The organism is Pseudomonas sp. LBUM1676 (assembly GCF_059695605.1).
In genome coordinates this window covers 1467334-1481384 of record NZ_CP166777.1, presented here as the reverse complement: position 1 = coordinate 1481384, position 14051 = coordinate 1467334, and the positions used below count along the sequence as shown (strand labels likewise).

At 61.0% G+C, this 14051-nt stretch carries 12 protein-coding genes; 5 read left to right on the top strand and 7 right to left on the bottom strand.

What is annotated here, in order from left to right; all coding sequences use genetic code 11:
- From trhO to ACA041_RS06860, 3 genes are all read right to left on the bottom strand, one after another.
- A complete protein-coding gene (gene trhO / locus ACA041_RS06870; RefSeq protein WP_497440440.1) occupies positions 1-942 on the bottom strand; it encodes an oxygen-dependent tRNA uridine(34) hydroxylase TrhO in 942 nt (313 codons plus the stop codon).
- A gap of 197 nt (positions 943-1139) precedes the next feature.
- Positions 1140-1439, bottom strand: a complete 300-nt coding sequence (locus ACA041_RS06865) for a BolA family protein (RefSeq protein ID WP_475268108.1) — start codon at positions 1437-1439, stop codon at positions 1140-1142.
- 12 nt (positions 1440-1451) lie between these two features.
- Positions 1452-1973 (bottom strand): DUF2059 domain-containing protein, encoded by a 522-nt coding sequence (locus ACA041_RS06860; protein WP_064676461.1) that lies wholly within the window; start codon positions 1971-1973, stop codon positions 1452-1454.
- Between the two features lie 192 nt (positions 1974-2165).
- Between ACA041_RS06860 and ACA041_RS06855 the strand changes: the two genes are divergently transcribed.
- Entirely contained in the window at positions 2166-3560 is a 1395-nt protein-coding gene (locus ACA041_RS06855; protein ID WP_497442015.1) for a class II fumarate hydratase, read from the top strand.
- Positions 3561-3689: 129 nt separating this feature from the next.
- Here the strand turns inward: ACA041_RS06855 and ACA041_RS06850 are convergent, their stop codons facing one another.
- Positions 3690-4652 (bottom strand): DMT family transporter, encoded by a 963-nt coding sequence (locus tag ACA041_RS06850; protein WP_497440439.1) that lies wholly within the window; start codon positions 4650-4652, stop codon positions 3690-3692.
- Between the two features lie 226 nt (positions 4653-4878).
- Here ACA041_RS06850 and ACA041_RS06845 point away from each other — a divergent pair, with 226 nt between their 5' ends.
- Positions 4879-5070, top strand: a complete 192-nt coding sequence (locus ACA041_RS06845) for a DUF6316 family protein (protein ID WP_497440438.1) — start codon at positions 4879-4881, stop codon at positions 5068-5070.
- Positions 5071-5193: 123 nt separating this feature from the next.
- On the opposite strand, the gene ACA041_RS06840 is transcribed toward ACA041_RS06845, so the two are convergent.
- Both ACA041_RS06840 and pap read right to left on the bottom strand, forming a co-directional pair.
- On the bottom strand, positions 5194-6378 hold the full coding sequence (locus ACA041_RS06840; protein ID WP_497440437.1) for a thiolase family protein: 1185 nt from the start codon (positions 6376-6378) through the stop codon (positions 5194-5196).
- Positions 6379-6480: 102 nt separating this feature from the next.
- Positions 6481-7995 (bottom strand): polyphosphate:AMP phosphotransferase, encoded by a 1515-nt coding sequence (gene pap, locus ACA041_RS06835; protein ID WP_497440436.1) that lies wholly within the window; start codon positions 7993-7995, stop codon positions 6481-6483.
- A 159-nt stretch (positions 7996-8154) separates the two neighbouring features.
- On the opposite strand from pap, the gene mnmC reads away from it, so the two are divergent.
- Positions 8155-10137, top strand: a complete 1983-nt coding sequence (gene mnmC, locus ACA041_RS06830) for a bifunctional tRNA (5-methylaminomethyl-2-thiouridine)(34)-methyltransferase MnmC2/FAD-dependent 5-carboxymethylaminomethyl-2-thiouridine(34) oxidoreductase MnmC1 (protein ID WP_497440435.1) — start codon at positions 8155-8157, stop codon at positions 10135-10137.
- Positions 10138-10141: 4 nt separating this feature from the next.
- On the opposite strand, the gene ACA041_RS06825 is transcribed toward mnmC, so the two are convergent.
- Positions 10142-10342, bottom strand: coding sequence for a hypothetical protein (locus ACA041_RS06825; RefSeq protein ID WP_497440434.1), 201 nt, complete (start codon positions 10340-10342; stop codon positions 10142-10144).
- A 149-nt stretch (positions 10343-10491) separates the two neighbouring features.
- On the opposite strand from ACA041_RS06825, the gene ACA041_RS06820 reads away from it, so the two are divergent.
- Both ACA041_RS06820 and ngg read left to right on the top strand, forming a co-directional pair.
- On the top strand, positions 10492-12264 hold the full coding sequence (locus ACA041_RS06820; protein WP_497440433.1) for an N-acetylglutaminylglutamine amidotransferase: 1773 nt from the start codon (positions 10492-10494) through the stop codon (positions 12262-12264).
- Between the two features lie 3 nt (positions 12265-12267).
- The gene (ngg, locus tag ACA041_RS06815) at positions 12268-14016 is read left to right on the top strand and encodes an N-acetylglutaminylglutamine synthetase (protein ID WP_497440432.1); all 1749 of its coding nucleotides are present in this window, start codon (positions 12268-12270) and stop codon (positions 14014-14016) included.
- Positions 14017-14051: the final 35 nt, after the last annotated feature.

The following is a 14051-nucleotide window of genomic DNA, read 5'->3' as shown; positions in this document are numbered from 1 at the left end:
TCAAGCCTCGGAAGGGGTTTGCTTGTAGTTGTAGCCGATCGGGTGAGGCATGTTGCGCGCCTTGGCCAGTTCGATCTGCTTTTGCCGGTCGATGGCGCTGCGACGGGTTTTCTCGCTCAGCTTATCCCAGCAATGGGGGCAACTGATGCCGGCCACGTAGTGCTCGGATGCGCGGTCTTCTACGCTGACGGGTGTGCGACAGGCGTGACATTGATCGTAGTCGCCTTCGCTCAGGTCGTGGCGTACGGTCACGCGGTTATCGAACACGAAGCAGTCGCCCTGCCATTTGGTTTCTTCCTGCGGCACCTCTTCGAGGTACTTCAGAATGCCGCCCTTGAGGTGATAGACCTCGTCGAAGCCCTGGCTGAGCATGTAGCTCGAAGCCTTTTCACATCGAATGCCGCCGGTGCAGAACATCGCGACTTTCTTGTGCACGGCCGGGTCGAAATGGGCTTTGATGTAGTCGGGGAATTCGCGAAAACTCGCCGTCTTCGGATCGATGGCGCCTTCGAAAGTGCCGATCGAGACTTCGTAGTCGTTGCGGGTGTCGATCAGCAGCACTTCAGGATCATTGATCAGCGCGTTCCAATTCTGCGGATCGACGTAGGTCCCGACCTTTTTGTTCGGGTCCACGCCTTCGACACCGAGGGTGACGATTTCCTTCTTGAGTTTGACCTTGGTGCGATAGAACGGCTGCTCATCGCAGTACGATTCCTTGTGGTCGATGTCGTCCATGCGTGGGTCGTTCTTGAGCCAGGCCATCAGCCCGTCGATGCCTTCGCGGCTGCCGGACACGGTGCCGTTGATGCCTTCTTCGGCGATCAGCAAGGTGCCTTTGATGCCGTTGTCGACCATCGCTTGCAGCAGTGGCTCGCGCAGGGCGACGTAATCTTCCAGGGTGACGAACTTATACAGTGCCGCCACGACAATCGGTTGTGTCATGGGTGATTCTCCAGGTGGCTACCCTCGTAAGGGGTGAACCGGATGCGAAAAAAAACGCGCCGGGTGAGCGGCGCGTTGCGGATTCTAGCAAAAATAAACCCTTCTGTAGGCGCTTGACTTACCGGCGATGGCGATCTTGAGCATGCCTTCGCGGGCAAGTCGGATCGCCGCACCGCTCGCTCCTACAGTTGACGATATTAGTGTTTGCTGCCGCCGGCACAGGTTGGCGAGGCCGGGGCCGCGTCCATCTGTGCCCATTCCTGTGGCGTATAGGTATGCAGCGCCAACGCATGGAACTCGCCCATCAGCTCGCCGAGCGTGCCGTAGACCTTCTGGTGACGCTTGACGCGATTGAGCCCTTCGAACTGCTGGCTGACCACCACAGCCTTGAAGTGGGTCTGCAACCCACGGCTGTGCATGTGGCTTTCATCCAGCACTTGCAGATGCTCGGGCTGTAACAGGCCCAGCGTCGATTCGATGCGTTGTTGCATGGTCATACCGGACTCCGCTTACGGCTTTTTCTTGGCTGGAGCGGCGCCTTTAGGCTCCAGCTCGGCCGTCATGTCAGCCAGCAGTTTGTTGACCACAGGCACTGCGCTTTCCAGCTTGGCCTGGGTCATCTGGGCCGATTGCTGGGTCAGCTGCGGCATTTTCTCCAGTACTTTCTTGCCCAGTGGCGACTTGTAGAACGCGACCAGGTCCTTGAGCTCGGATTCACTGAAGTTGGTGGTGTAGAGCTTGACCATGTCCGGCTTCAGCTTGTTCCAGCCAATGGCTTGGTCCAGAGCGGCGTTGGCTTTGGCCTGATAGGTTTCCAGCAGGGCTTTTTTCGACTCGGGGGCTTTGGTCTGTTCAAAGCGTTGAGCGAACATTTGCTGCACTTGCATGTACACCGGAGTGCCCAGTTTGTCAGCGTGCGCCAGGGTCAGGAAAGCCTCGGCACTGGCGTTGTGGCTGGCGGTATCGGCAAAAACAGGGCCGCTGGCGCAAACCAGTGCAACCGCGGTACAGATGGCACGAAGACGAGTCATCGAGTTTCCTTTTCTAGCAGGCGAGGTAAAACCCCAAGGGCGACCATTCTGCGCCTAAAAAACCGTGTGGCTCAACCCCAAGCCTTGTCGGGCCTGATTTAGAGGGGGTGAACGGTCAAATTCCAGACTGATGGAACCACAGCGATGGATCACGGCCTAAACTGCGCTATCAGACCTACAGGAGTGTGCATGATGAGCCGTATCGAAACCGACAGCCTTGGCCAGGTTGAAGTCCCGGATGAAGCCTACTGGGGCGCTCAGACGCAACGCTCGCTGATTAATTTCGCCATCGGCAACGAACGCATGCCGCTGGCGGTACTGCATGCGCTGGCGCTGATCAAGAAAGCCGCGGCGCGGGTCAATGACCGCAACGGTGACCTGCCCGCCGACATCGCCCGGCTGATCGAACAGGCCGCCGACGAAGTGCTCGACGGCAGTCACGACGACCAGTTCCCGCTGGTGGTCTGGCAGACCGGCAGCGGCACCCAGAGCAACATGAACGTCAACGAAGTGATCGCCGGCCGGGCCAATGAACTGGCTGGCAACCCGCGCGGCGGCAAAACCCCGGTGCACCCCAACGATCACGTCAACCGCTCCCAGAGCTCCAACGACTGCTTCCCCACCGCGATGCACATCGCCGCGGCCCAGGCCGTGCAACAGCAGTTGCTGCCGGCGATCAGCGAATTGTCCGGCGGGCTGGCCGAGTTATCCGCGCGGCATATGAAGCTGGTCAAGACCGGCCGCACGCACATGATGGACGCGACCCCGATCACCTTCGGCCAGGAGCTGTCGGCGTTCATCGCGCAACTGGATTACGCCGAACGGGCGATCCGCAGCGCGCTGCCGGCGGTCTGTGAACTGGCCCAGGGTGGCACTGCGGTTGGTACCGGGCTGAATTCGCCCCACGGCTTTGGCGAAGCGATCGCCGCCGAGCTGGCCGCCCTCTCCGGCCTGCCGTTCGTCACCGCACCGAACAAATTCGCGGCACTGGCCGGGCATGAGCCACTGACCACCCTCTCCGGCGCGCTGAAAACCCTCGCCGTCACCCTGATGAAAATCGCCAACGACTTGCGCCTGCTGGGCTCGGGACCGCGTGCCGGTTTCGCCGAGGTCAAACTGCCGGCCAACGAACCCGGCAGTTCGATCATGCCTGGCAAGGTCAATCCGACCCAGTGCGAGGCGCTGTCGATGCTGGCATGCCAGGTCATGGGCAACGACGTCGCGATCGGTTTTGCGGCGAGCCAGGGCCACCTGCAATTGAACGTGTTTAAACCGGTGATCATCCACAACCTGCTGCAATCGATTCGCCTGTTGGGCGATGGCTGCAGCAACTTCCAGCAGCATTGCATCGCCGGCCTGGAGCCGGACGCGGCGAAAATGGCGGAACACCTGGAACGTGGGCTGATGCTGGTGACGGCGCTGAATCCGCACATCGGTTATGACAAATCGGCGGAGATTGCCAAGAAGGCTTACGGCGAAGGGCTGACCTTGCGCGAAGCTGCATTGCAGCTGGGGTATCTGACGGATGAAGAGTTTGATGCGTGGGTGAGGCCGGAGAATATGCTGGAGGCTGGGGCCAAGGGCTGAGTGCTCTAGCGCCTGACAGTCCGTCATCGCGAGCAAGCTCGCTCCCACAGGTTTTGCGTCGACCACAATTTCGGTAGACGACACAACACCTGTGGGAGCGAGCCTGCTCGCGAAGAACGATTACGCGGTCTATCGACCCACCGACACCCGAACCCGACGAGCCCTGAGCCCGGCCATCAGCGAAGGCCCCAACGCCACCAGCGCCGACCCCAGCACCACCAGCACCGCCCCGCCATACCCCAGACCATTGATCGTCTCTGCCTGCACATACTCCGGCCACAACCATGCCGCCACCGCCACCGCCGCAAAGGTCACCAACGGCGTGATCGCCAGGGTTGCACTCACCCGTGAAGCTTCCCAATGCGCCAACGCCTCGGCAAACGCGCCATAGGCGATCAGGGTGTTCATGCAACAGGCCAGCAGCATCCAGCCTTGCAATGGACTGAGCTGCAGTGCCTCCAGCGGATGCACCCACGGCGTCAGCAGCAACCCGCAGAACAGGTAGATCACCATCATCACCTGAAACGAACTCCACACTGTCAGCAGTTGCTTCTGGCCCAGGGCATAGAAGGTCCAGACCGTGGACGCCAGCAATACCAACAGTACCCCGGTGGTGTACTCGGTCAGCGAGGTCAGCAATTCACTCAAGCGCTGGTTGAAAAACAAGGCGAAGCCAACCAGCAGCACCAGCAGGCCAATCCCCTGCCCCACGCTGAAGCGCTCCTTGAACACAAACAGGCTGGCGATCAGCAGCATGATCGGGCCCATCTGTACCACCAGTTGCGCGGTGCCGGGGCTGAGCAGGTTCAACCCCATCAGGTACAAGACGTAGTTGCCCACCAGACCGAGCACCGCCATCAACACCAGCCAGCCGCCGCGCGGACCGAGGACTTTGCGACTCGGCAGGCGCCCGGTCGCCGCCAGGCAAATGAACAGGCACCCGCCGGACACCATCAGCCGAAACCAGGTCACCGTCACCGGATCCATCACTTGCAGCACTTGCTTGAGCTTGATCGGCAGGATTCCCCACAACAGCGCGGTCAACAAGGCCAGGAACAGACCATAAACCCAGCGACCCGATGAAATGTGCATGCGAACCCCGAAGCCAATTGGCGAGAACCGTCATTCTAGGCCCGGAGCCGACCGGTACACAGGGACAGTTGGCGACTGGCCGCAAATGAAACTGTGCAGGTCGCACTCTTTAGATGTCGATATGCTAGATGTCGATATGCCGTCGATCGGTTAACCAGTCGCTTCAAGTGGTTAATGCATAAGCTCATTGGATCCACTAATTGCTACCTCACTTCAGGAGAACGCCATGTACGGCAAGCGAGCCCAGGACAACGCCCCCGCCACCCACTTTCGCAGTGACCGGATGTGCCGTGTGAATGGGGAGTTGTATTTCAGTACCCGGGAAAACACCCTGGAGGGGCCGTTTGAAAACCAGGAGAAGGCTGAATTCTACATTCAGGCTTATATAGAGCGGATGTTGCTGCGTAAGAATCAATAAATCGCGGCGCCTGCCTTCGCGAGCAGGCTCGCTCCCACACTGGATCTCTGTCGCACACCAGATCCCTGTGGGAGCGAGCCTGTTCGCGAAAGCGATTAACCAGGCTACACAGATCTTGCTGGCTTAACGCACCGCTTCAAACAACCCCGTAGCCCCCATCCCGCCCCCCACGCACATGGTGACAACGCCATAACGCAAACCGCGCCGCTGCAACTCGCGCACCAGGTGCCCGACCTGCCGCGAACCGGTCATGCCGAACGGATGGCCAATGGAGATCGAGCCGCCGTTGACGTTGTACTTGTCGTTATCGATCTCCAACCGATTGCGGCTGTACAGGCACTGGGAAGCGAACGCTTCGTTGAGTTCCCACAGGTCGATGTCAGCCACCTGCAAGCCTTTGGCCTTGAGCAGCTTGGGCACCGAAAACACCGGACCGATGCCCATTTCATCCGGTGCGCATCCGGCCACGGTAAACCCGCGAAAAAACGCTTTCGGCTTCAGGCCCAGCTCCAGGGCCTTTTCCAGGCTCATCACCAGGGTCATGGAGGCGCCATCGGACAGCTGCGAAGAATTGCCGGCGGTCACCGAGCCGTCTTCGGCAAACACCGGATTCAACCCGGCCAGGCTTTGCAGCGTGGTGTCCGGTCGGTTGCAGTCGTCGCGATCGACGATGCCATCAAGGATCTGCACCTGACCGGTGGCCTTGTCTTCAACCCGATATTTCACCGCCATCGGCACGATTTCATCGTCAAACAACCCGGCGGCCTGGGCCTGGGCCGTGCGATGCTGGCTTTGCAGGGCGTACGCATCCTGTTCTTCGCGACTGACGTTGTAACGCCGGGCGACGATTTCGGCGGTCTGGCCCATAGGGAAGTAGATGCCCGGCACCTGTTCTTGCAGCAGCGGGTTGATCAGGTTGTCGGTGTTGACGCTTTTCATGGTCAGGCTGATGGACTCGACGCCGCCGGCGACGATGATGTCGCTGCAACCGGAGGCGATCTGGTTGGCGGCGATGGCTATCGCCTGCAAGCCCGATGAGCAGAAACGGTTGAGGGTCATGCCGGCGGTGCCGACGCCCAAACCTGAGAGCACGGCGACATTGCGACCGATGTTGTAACCCTGGGCGCCTTCGTTGGAGCCGGCACCAACGATGCAATCCTCGACGCTGGCCGGGTCGATACCCGAGCGCGTCAACAAGGCGTCGACACAATGCGCCGCCATGTCGTCGGGACGGGTCATGTTGAACTTGCCGCGAAAGGACTTGGCCAGACCGGTCCGCACACTGTCGACGATCACCACTTCACGCATGGCACACCTCATTATTGTTGTCGGTTTAGAATGGACCGAGCATAGATCCACCGAATGACTGGCCGCGACAATCATTCACCTCGCGTATGCGTGACCATTGGCCTACCGCTTGTTTTTTTTCACCTTCTTGTCGGATTTCTTGAACGCTTCCTCTAGCGCCTGGTTGATTGTGCGTAATACCTTGACCCGGGCCCAGCGCTTGTCATTGGCCTCCACCAGGGTCCAGGGCGAGATCTCGGTGCTGGTGCGATCGACCATGTCACCGACCGCTGCCCGGTAGTCGTCCCACTTTTCCCGATTGCGCCAGTCATCTTCGGTGATCTTGAAGCGCTTGAAGGGTGTCTCTTCGCGCTCCTCGAATCGCTCCATCTGCGTCTGTTTGTCGATGGCCAGCCAGAACTTGACCACGATCACCCCGGCATCGGCGATCTGCTCTTCGAAGTCGTTGATTTCGCCATAGGCGCGTAACCAGTCCGCCGCGCTGCAAAAACCTTCGATGCGCTCCACCAGCACCCGGCCATACCAGGAGCGGTCGAACACGGTGAACTTGCCCCGCGCCGGAATATGGCGCCAGAACCGCCACATGTACGGATGCGCCCGCTCCTCTTCGGTGGGCGCGGCGATCGGCACGATGCTGTACTGGCGTGGATCCAGCGCCGCGGCCACCCGGCGGATGGCCCCGCCCTTACCCGCCGCGTCATTGCCTTCAAACACCGCGATGAGGGCATGGCGGCGCATGCGTTTATCGCGCATCAGGCCGGAAAACCGCGCCTGCTCGGTGATCAACTGTTCTTCGTAATCGGCCTTGTCCAGATTCAGGGTCAGGTCCAGGCTGTCGAGCAGGTTCACCTGATCGACGCTGCTGGCCAATGGCGCGGCGCTGACTTTGTCCGGGTGAATCCTGGGTCGCTTCAACGCACCTTGCAGGCCATCGAGCAGAATCTTGCCCACCGCCAGGCTGCGATAGCGCGGGTCCATGCCGGCGATCACATGCCAGGGCGCGTAGTCGCGGCTGGTTCGACGCAGAATGCGCTCGCCGTACTTCACAAATTTGTCGTAGGTTTGCGATTGTTGCCAGTCCAGCGGGCTGATGCGCCAGCTGTGCAATGGATCGTCGGCCAAGGCCTTGAGCCGCGCTTTCATCTGCTTCTTCGAGAGGTGAAACCAGAACTTAAAGATCAGCGCGCCTTCGTCGCACAGCATCTTCTCCAGCCGCTCGGCGGAGTTGATGCCTTGATCGAGCCGCGGATCCTTGTACTCGCCATGGACCCGGCTTTGCAGCATCTGGCTGTACCAGTTGCCGAAAAAAATCCCCATGCGGCCCTTGGCCGGGAGCATCCGCCAGTAGCGCCAGGCCGGTGGCCGCGCCAGTTCTTCGTCGGTCTGTTGATCGAAGGTCCGGACCTCGATCAGGCGCGGGTCCATCCATTCGTTGAGCAGCTTGACGGTTTCACCCTTGCCGGCGCCTTCGATGCCGTTGATCAGGACGATCACCGGGAAGCGCTTTTGCTGCTGGAGTTCGAATTGCGCCTCAAGCAACGCCTGGCGCAGCGCCGGCACTTCAGCTTCGTAGGTTTCTTTGTCAATGACGTGACCGATTTCAGCAGATTCGAACATGGACGGCTCCCTTCCCGGATTGAGCAAGACTAGCGGATTGACCTCTCCTTGGTGGGAGAAATCCCTTTTTTATCCTCCGCACGGATTCAGACTTGCCATGGATCAAGCACCATCCCGGCGATCGGCTAGAATGGCCGCCTTGCCGTTGCCGAGCCTGCCATGAAACCTGTATTGCCCCACGCCCAGCTCGACTGGGACGACCAAGGGCTCCCGCGTTCGCGGGTGTTCGACGATGTCTATTTTTCGGATAAGTCGGGCCTTGATGAAACCCGCTACGTATTCCTCGAGCAAAATAACCTGCGTGAACGCTTTGCCGCGTTACCAGTGGGCGCAAGGCTGGTGATCGGTGAGACCGGGTTCGGCACCGGATTGAATTTTCTCTGCGCCTGGCAGCTGTTCGAGCAGCACGCGGCGGCTGGTGCACGGTTGCATTTCGTCAGTGTCGAAAAATATCCCCTGGGCCTGCCAGACCTGCAGCGGGCGCTGGCCTTGTGGCCCGAACTCAAACCCTTCGCCGATCAACTGCTGGCGCAGTATGTGGCGATCCATCAAGGCTTCCAGCGTCTGAGCCTGGATAACGGCCGAGTCACCCTGACCCTGTTGATCGGCGATGCCCTGGAACAATTGCCACAGCTGGATGCACAGATTGACGCCTGGTTTCTCGACGGCTTCGCCCCGGCGAAAAACCCCGACATGTGGACCGCCGAACTGTTCGCCGAGCTGGCGCGCCTGGCTGCGCCCGGCTCGACCCTCAGCACCTTCACCAGTACCGGTTGGGTGCGCCGGCTGCTCAATGCCGCAGGCTTCAAGATGAAGCGCACGCCGGGCATCGGCCATAAATGGGAAATCCTGCGCGGCACCTTCGTCGGCTGGCCTGAACAAGCCCCGACACCCCTTGCCGTGAAACCCTGGTTCGCCCGCCCGGCGCCGCTGGCCGGCGAACGTCGGGCGCTGGTGATCGGTGCCGGCCTGGCCGGTTGCTCCACGGCCGCCAGCCTGGCCGCGAGGGGGTGGCACGTCAGTCTGCTGGAGCGTCACCATGCACTGGCGCAGGAAGCTTCAGGCAACCCTCAGGGCGTGCTGTACCTCAAGCTTTCGGCCCACGGCACGGCGTTGTCGCAATTGATCGTCAGCGGTTTTGGCTATACCCGACGCGTGCTTGAGCATCTGCATCGGGGTGTCGACTGGGACGATTGCGGCGTCCTGCAACTGGCCTTCAACGCCAGGGAAGCCGAGCGTCAGGCGCAACTGGCAGCAGCCTTTCCCGAGGATTTGCTGCACACACTGGATCGAGAACAGGCCCAGACGCGCGCCGGGATCGGTCTGCAATGGGGTGGCCTGTTCTACCCCGAAGGCGGTTGGGTGCATCCGCCCGCCTTGTGCCAATGGCAAGCCGCGCAACCGAATATCCGGGTTCTGACGCACCACGACGTGCTGCAATTGCGCCGTACCGACGGGCAGTGGCAGGCGTGGGATGGTGAAACGTTGCTGGCCGTTGCACCGGTGGTGGTGCTGGCCGGCGCTGCCGAGATCAAGCGTTTCCCCTACAGCAGCGAGCTGCCGCTCAAACGCATTCGTGGACAGATCACTCGTCTGGCGCAGACCACCGCAAGCCAGACGCTGAGCACTGTGGTCTGCGCCGAAGGTTATGTGGCGCCGGCACGCTTGGGTGAACATACCTTGGGCGCCAGTTTCGACTTCAACTCCGATGACCTCACACCGACAGCGGCCGAGCATGCAGGCAACTTGCAGATGCTCGAAGAAATCTCGATGGACCTGGTAGCGCGGCTGCAGGCCGATTCATTGCAACCTGAAACGCTTGAAGGTCGGGCGGCGTTTCGCTGTACCAGCCCGGATTACTTGCCGATTGTCGGCCCATTGGCGGACAGTCAGGCATTCGCCGAGGCCTACGGTGAATTGAGTAAGGATGCCCGGAAAACACCGGACATCCCCTGCCCCTGGCAGGTTGGTTTGTACGTCAACAGCGGCCACGGGTCGAGAGGGCTGATCACCGCCCCCTTGTCAGGCGAGTTGATTGCCGCCTGGCTCGATGATGAACCCCTGCCACTGCCCAGGGCCGTGGCCGAGGCCTGTCACCCGAATCGTTTTGCCTTGCGCCGATTGATTCGAGGCAAGGCCTGAGTGGTCAATCCAGTACAAAACAGCTCCTCAACTCCTGCGCCTTCATGGCCTCCTCAGTCAGACTTTTCAGCAGACCGTTCTCAGCCTGCTGTTTCTCATCCGCAATGCCGTCGACCTGCGCGCGATATTTAGCGCCCAGCGTCGCGATGCTTTCGCCACTACTCCTATGCTTCACAGCATTATTTACCGCCACTGCAATCCGCACTTGTGCCGTCCCTCCATTCGTCCGGCAACCCCCGCTTATAACTTATCGATCTAAAACTACCGCGAATCCGCCGGGTCAGTTTCAGAGTACCCGTCATTTTGGCGAGGTATCGATTGACCCTCCCCAACGGAAAAACCGGTAAGGACCTTATGTGCGGATTAGCTGGAGAATTACGTTTCGACCATCAACCGGCCGACCTGGCCGCGATTGAGCGGATCACCCATCACCTGGCACCTCGCGGCCCTGACGCGTGGGGCTTTCACAGCCAAGGGCCGATTGCCCTGGGCCATCGTCGCCTGAAGATCATGGACCTGTCGGACGGCTCGGCGCAGCCGATGATCGACAACCAACTGGGCTTGTCCATGGCGTTCAACGGCGCGATCTACAACTTCCCGGAACTGCGAACCGAACTTGAAAGCCTGGGTTATGCCTTCTATTCCGGCGGTGACACCGAAGTGCTGCTCAAGGGCTATCACGCCTGGGGCGAAGCGCTGCTGCCCAAGCTCAATGGCATGTTCGCCTTCGCCATCTGGGAGCGCGACGCCAAACGCCTGTTCATCGCCCGCGACCGCCTGGGTGTGAAGCCGCTGTACCTGTCGCGCACCGGCCAGCGCCTGCGCTTTGCCTCGGCCCTGCCGGCGTTGCTCAAGGGCGGCGACATCAACCCGATCCTCGATCCGGTGGCGCTCAATCACTACCTGAATTTCCACGCCGTGGTCCCGGCGCCGCGCACCTTGCTGGCGGGCATCGAGAAACTGCCACCGGCCACCTGGATGCGCATCGAAGCGGATGGCACCACCGAGCAGAAAACCTGGTGGACCCTGCCCTACGGCCCACACGCCGACGAGATGAACCTGACCCTCGAAGACTGGCGCGACCGTGTGCTCGACAGCACCCGCGACGCCGTAGCGATTCGTCAACGTGCGGCTGTAGATGTCGGCGTGCTGCTTTCCGGCGGTGTCGATTCGAGCATGTTGGTGGGGCTGTTGCGTGAAGTCGGCGTGGAAAATCTGTCGACCTTTTCCATCGGTTTCCAGGATGCCGGCGGCGAGCGGGGCGACGAGTTTCAGTACTCGGACCTGATCGCCAAGCACTACAACACGCAGCACCACCAACTGCGCATCGACGAAAAAGAGATCATCGAGCAACTGCCCGCGGCGTTCCGCGCGATGAGCGAGCCGATGGTCAGCCATGACTGTATTGCCTTCTATCTGTTGTCCCGGGAAGTGGCCAAGCACTGCAAAGTGGTGCAGAGCGGCCAGGGCGCGGACGAGTTGTTTGCCGGTTACCACTGGTATCCACAAGTCGACGGCGCCGCCGATCCTTACGCGGCCTATCGCGAGGCATTCTTCGACCGCAGCTACGACGATTACGCCGCCACCGTGCAACCGAAATGGCTGACCGCCAACGACGCCGCGGGTGACTTCGTCAAAGAGCATTTCGCACAGCCCGGTGCCGATGCGGCGGTGGACAAAGCCTTGCGCCTGGACAGCACGGTGATGCTGGTGGACGACCCGGTCAAACGCGTGGATAACATGACCATGGCCTGGGGTCTGGAAGCGCGCACGCCGTTTCTCGACTATCGCCTGGTGGAATTGTCGGCCCGGGTGCCGGGCAAATTCAAACTGCCGGACGGCGGCAAGCAAGTCTTGAAAGAAGCGGCACGGCTGGTGATTCCCAGTGAAGTGATCGACCGCAAGAAAGGTTACTTCCCGGTCCCTGGCCTGAAGCATTTGCAAGGCGACACGCTGAACTGGGTGCGTGAACTGCTGCTTGATCCGAGTCAGGATCGCGGCCTGTTCAAACCGGCAATGCTCGACCGCCTGCTAACCGATCCACAAGGGCAGCTGACCCCGTTACGCGGCTCCAAGCTGTGGCAATTGGCGGCCCTGAACCTGTGGCTCAGTGAACAAGGAATCTGATCGATGAAACCCCATGCCACGGCATACAGCCAACGCTTGTTGCGCGGTCAGGCGCCCTCCTACGAACGCTTGCAGGCGCGCCTGGCCGAAGACGGCAGCGAACTGGGCGCGGCACCGATCGCCGTGCATTGCGGCTGGGGCCGGTTGTTGATCGGCCACACCTTTGCCGACCCCGCCAGCCTCGCCCAGGAGTTGCTCAACGAGCAGCCGGGCGAACGCGACATCGCGCTCTACGTCGCCGCGCCTCAGCAAGTGCTGGGGCTGGAACCGGCACAACTGTTTCTCGACCCGTCCGACACCTTGCGTCTGTGGTTCAGCGACTACCGGCAGTCCACCCGGGTGTTTCGCGGCTTTCGTATCCGCCGGGCCCAGAGCGATGCGGACTGGTCGGCGATCAATCAGCTATACCAGCTGCGCGGCATGCTGCCGATCGACCCGGGTCTGCTGACCCCGCGTCACCAGGGCGGCCCGGTATTCTGGCTGGCCGAAGATGAGGACAGCGGCGCGATCATCGGCAGCGTCATGGGCCTTGATCATCACAAGGCGTTCAACGACCCGGAAAACGGCAGCAGCCTCTGGTGCCTGGCCGTCGATCCTCAATGCTCGCGGCCGGGGGTCGGTGAAGTCCTGGTGCGGCACTTGATCGAGCATTTCATGAGCCGCGGCTTGAGTTACCTGGACCTGTCGGTGCTGCACGACAACCGCCAGGCGAAAAGTCTTTATGCCAAGCTGGGTTTTCGAAACCTGTCGACCTTTGCCATCAAGCGCAAGAACAGCATCAACCAGCCGCTGTTCCTTGGCCCGGGGCCGGAAGCCGAGTTCAATCCGTATGCGCGGATCATCGTTGAGGAAGCTCACCGGCGCGGCATCGAAGTGCAGGTAGATGATGCCGAAGCCGGGCTGTTCACCCTGGTCCATGGCAGTCGTCGGGTACGGTGCCGGGAATCCTTGAGCGATCTGACCAGTGCCATCAGCATGACCTTGTGCCAGGACAAGAGCCTGACCCACAAGGCGCTGAAAAAGGCCGGCCTGAAGCTGCCGGCGCAACAGCTGGCGGGTAATGCGGACGACAATCTGGCGTTTCTCGATGAGTACGAGCGGGTGGTGGTCAAGCCCCTGGACGGTGAACAGGGTCATGGCGTCGCGGTGGATTTGCGAACCATTGAAGAGGTCCAGCAAGCCATCGAAGCAGCCCGCCAGTTCGACAGTCGGGTACTGCTGGAAAGTTTCCACGAGGGTCTCGACCTGCGGATTGTGGTGATCGGTTTCGAAGTGGTCGCCGCCGCCATCCGCCGCCCGGCGGAAGTGGTGGGCGATGGCCAGCATTGCATCGGTGCATTGATCGAAGCCCAGAGTCGGCGGCGTCAGGCCGCCACCAGCGGTGAAAGCAAAATCCCGCTGGATCACGAGACCGAACGGACCTTGCAGGCAGCCGGGTACGATTACGAAAGCATTCTGCCGGCCGGCGAGCATCTGTTCGTGCGGCGTACGGCGAACCTGCATACCGGTGGCGTGCTTGAGGATGTCACGGCGATCCTGCATCCGACGCTGGTCGATGCGGCGGTGCGCGCGGCGCGGGCGCTGGATATCCCCATGGTCGGGCTCGACCTGATGGTGCCGGCCGCCGATCAGCCGGAGTATGTGTTTATCGAAGCCAACGAGCGCGCCGGACTGGCCAACCATGAACCGCAGCCGACGGCTGAGCGGTTTGTGGATATGTTGTTTCCGCATAGTCAGCCGGCGGCTTCTTAGTGATGTAGCGCCTGGACCGGCCCCTTCGCTGGCAA

What these genes read in the sequence shown, in the direction of transcription:
- ACA041_RS06865 (WP_475268108.1), bottom strand. Translation starts at nt 1,439, where the DNA reads ATGACCATGCAACAACGCATCGAATCGACGCTGGGCCTGTTACAGCCC.
- ngg (WP_497440432.1), top strand. Translation starts at nt 12,268, where the DNA reads ATGAAACCCCATGCCACGGCATACAGCCAACGCTTGTTGCGCGGTCAG.
- ACA041_RS06850 (WP_497440439.1), bottom strand. Translation starts at nt 4,652, where the DNA reads ATGCACATTTCATCGGGTCGCTGGGTTTATGGTCTGTTCCTGGCCTTG.
- ACA041_RS06855 (WP_497442015.1), top strand. Translation starts at nt 2,166, where the DNA reads ATGAGCCGTATCGAAACCGACAGCCTTGGCCAGGTTGAAGTCCCGGAT.
- mnmC (WP_497440435.1), top strand. Translation starts at nt 8,155, where the DNA reads ATGAAACCTGTATTGCCCCACGCCCAGCTCGACTGGGACGACCAAGGG.
- trhO (WP_497440440.1), bottom strand. Translation starts at nt 942, where the DNA reads ATGACACAACCGATTGTCGTGGCGGCACTGTATAAGTTCGTCACCCTG.
- ACA041_RS06845 (WP_497440438.1), top strand. Translation starts at nt 4,879, where the DNA reads ATGTACGGCAAGCGAGCCCAGGACAACGCCCCCGCCACCCACTTTCGC.
- pap (WP_497440436.1), bottom strand. Translation starts at nt 7,995, where the DNA reads ATGTTCGAATCTGCTGAAATCGGTCACGTCATTGACAAAGAAACCTAC.
- ACA041_RS06840 (WP_497440437.1), bottom strand. Translation starts at nt 6,378, where the DNA reads ATGCGTGAAGTGGTGATCGTCGACAGTGTGCGGACCGGTCTGGCCAAG.
- ACA041_RS06820 (WP_497440433.1), top strand. Translation starts at nt 10,492, where the DNA reads ATGTGCGGATTAGCTGGAGAATTACGTTTCGACCATCAACCGGCCGAC.
- ACA041_RS06860 (WP_064676461.1), bottom strand. Translation starts at nt 1,973, where the DNA reads ATGACTCGTCTTCGTGCCATCTGTACCGCGGTTGCACTGGTTTGCGCC.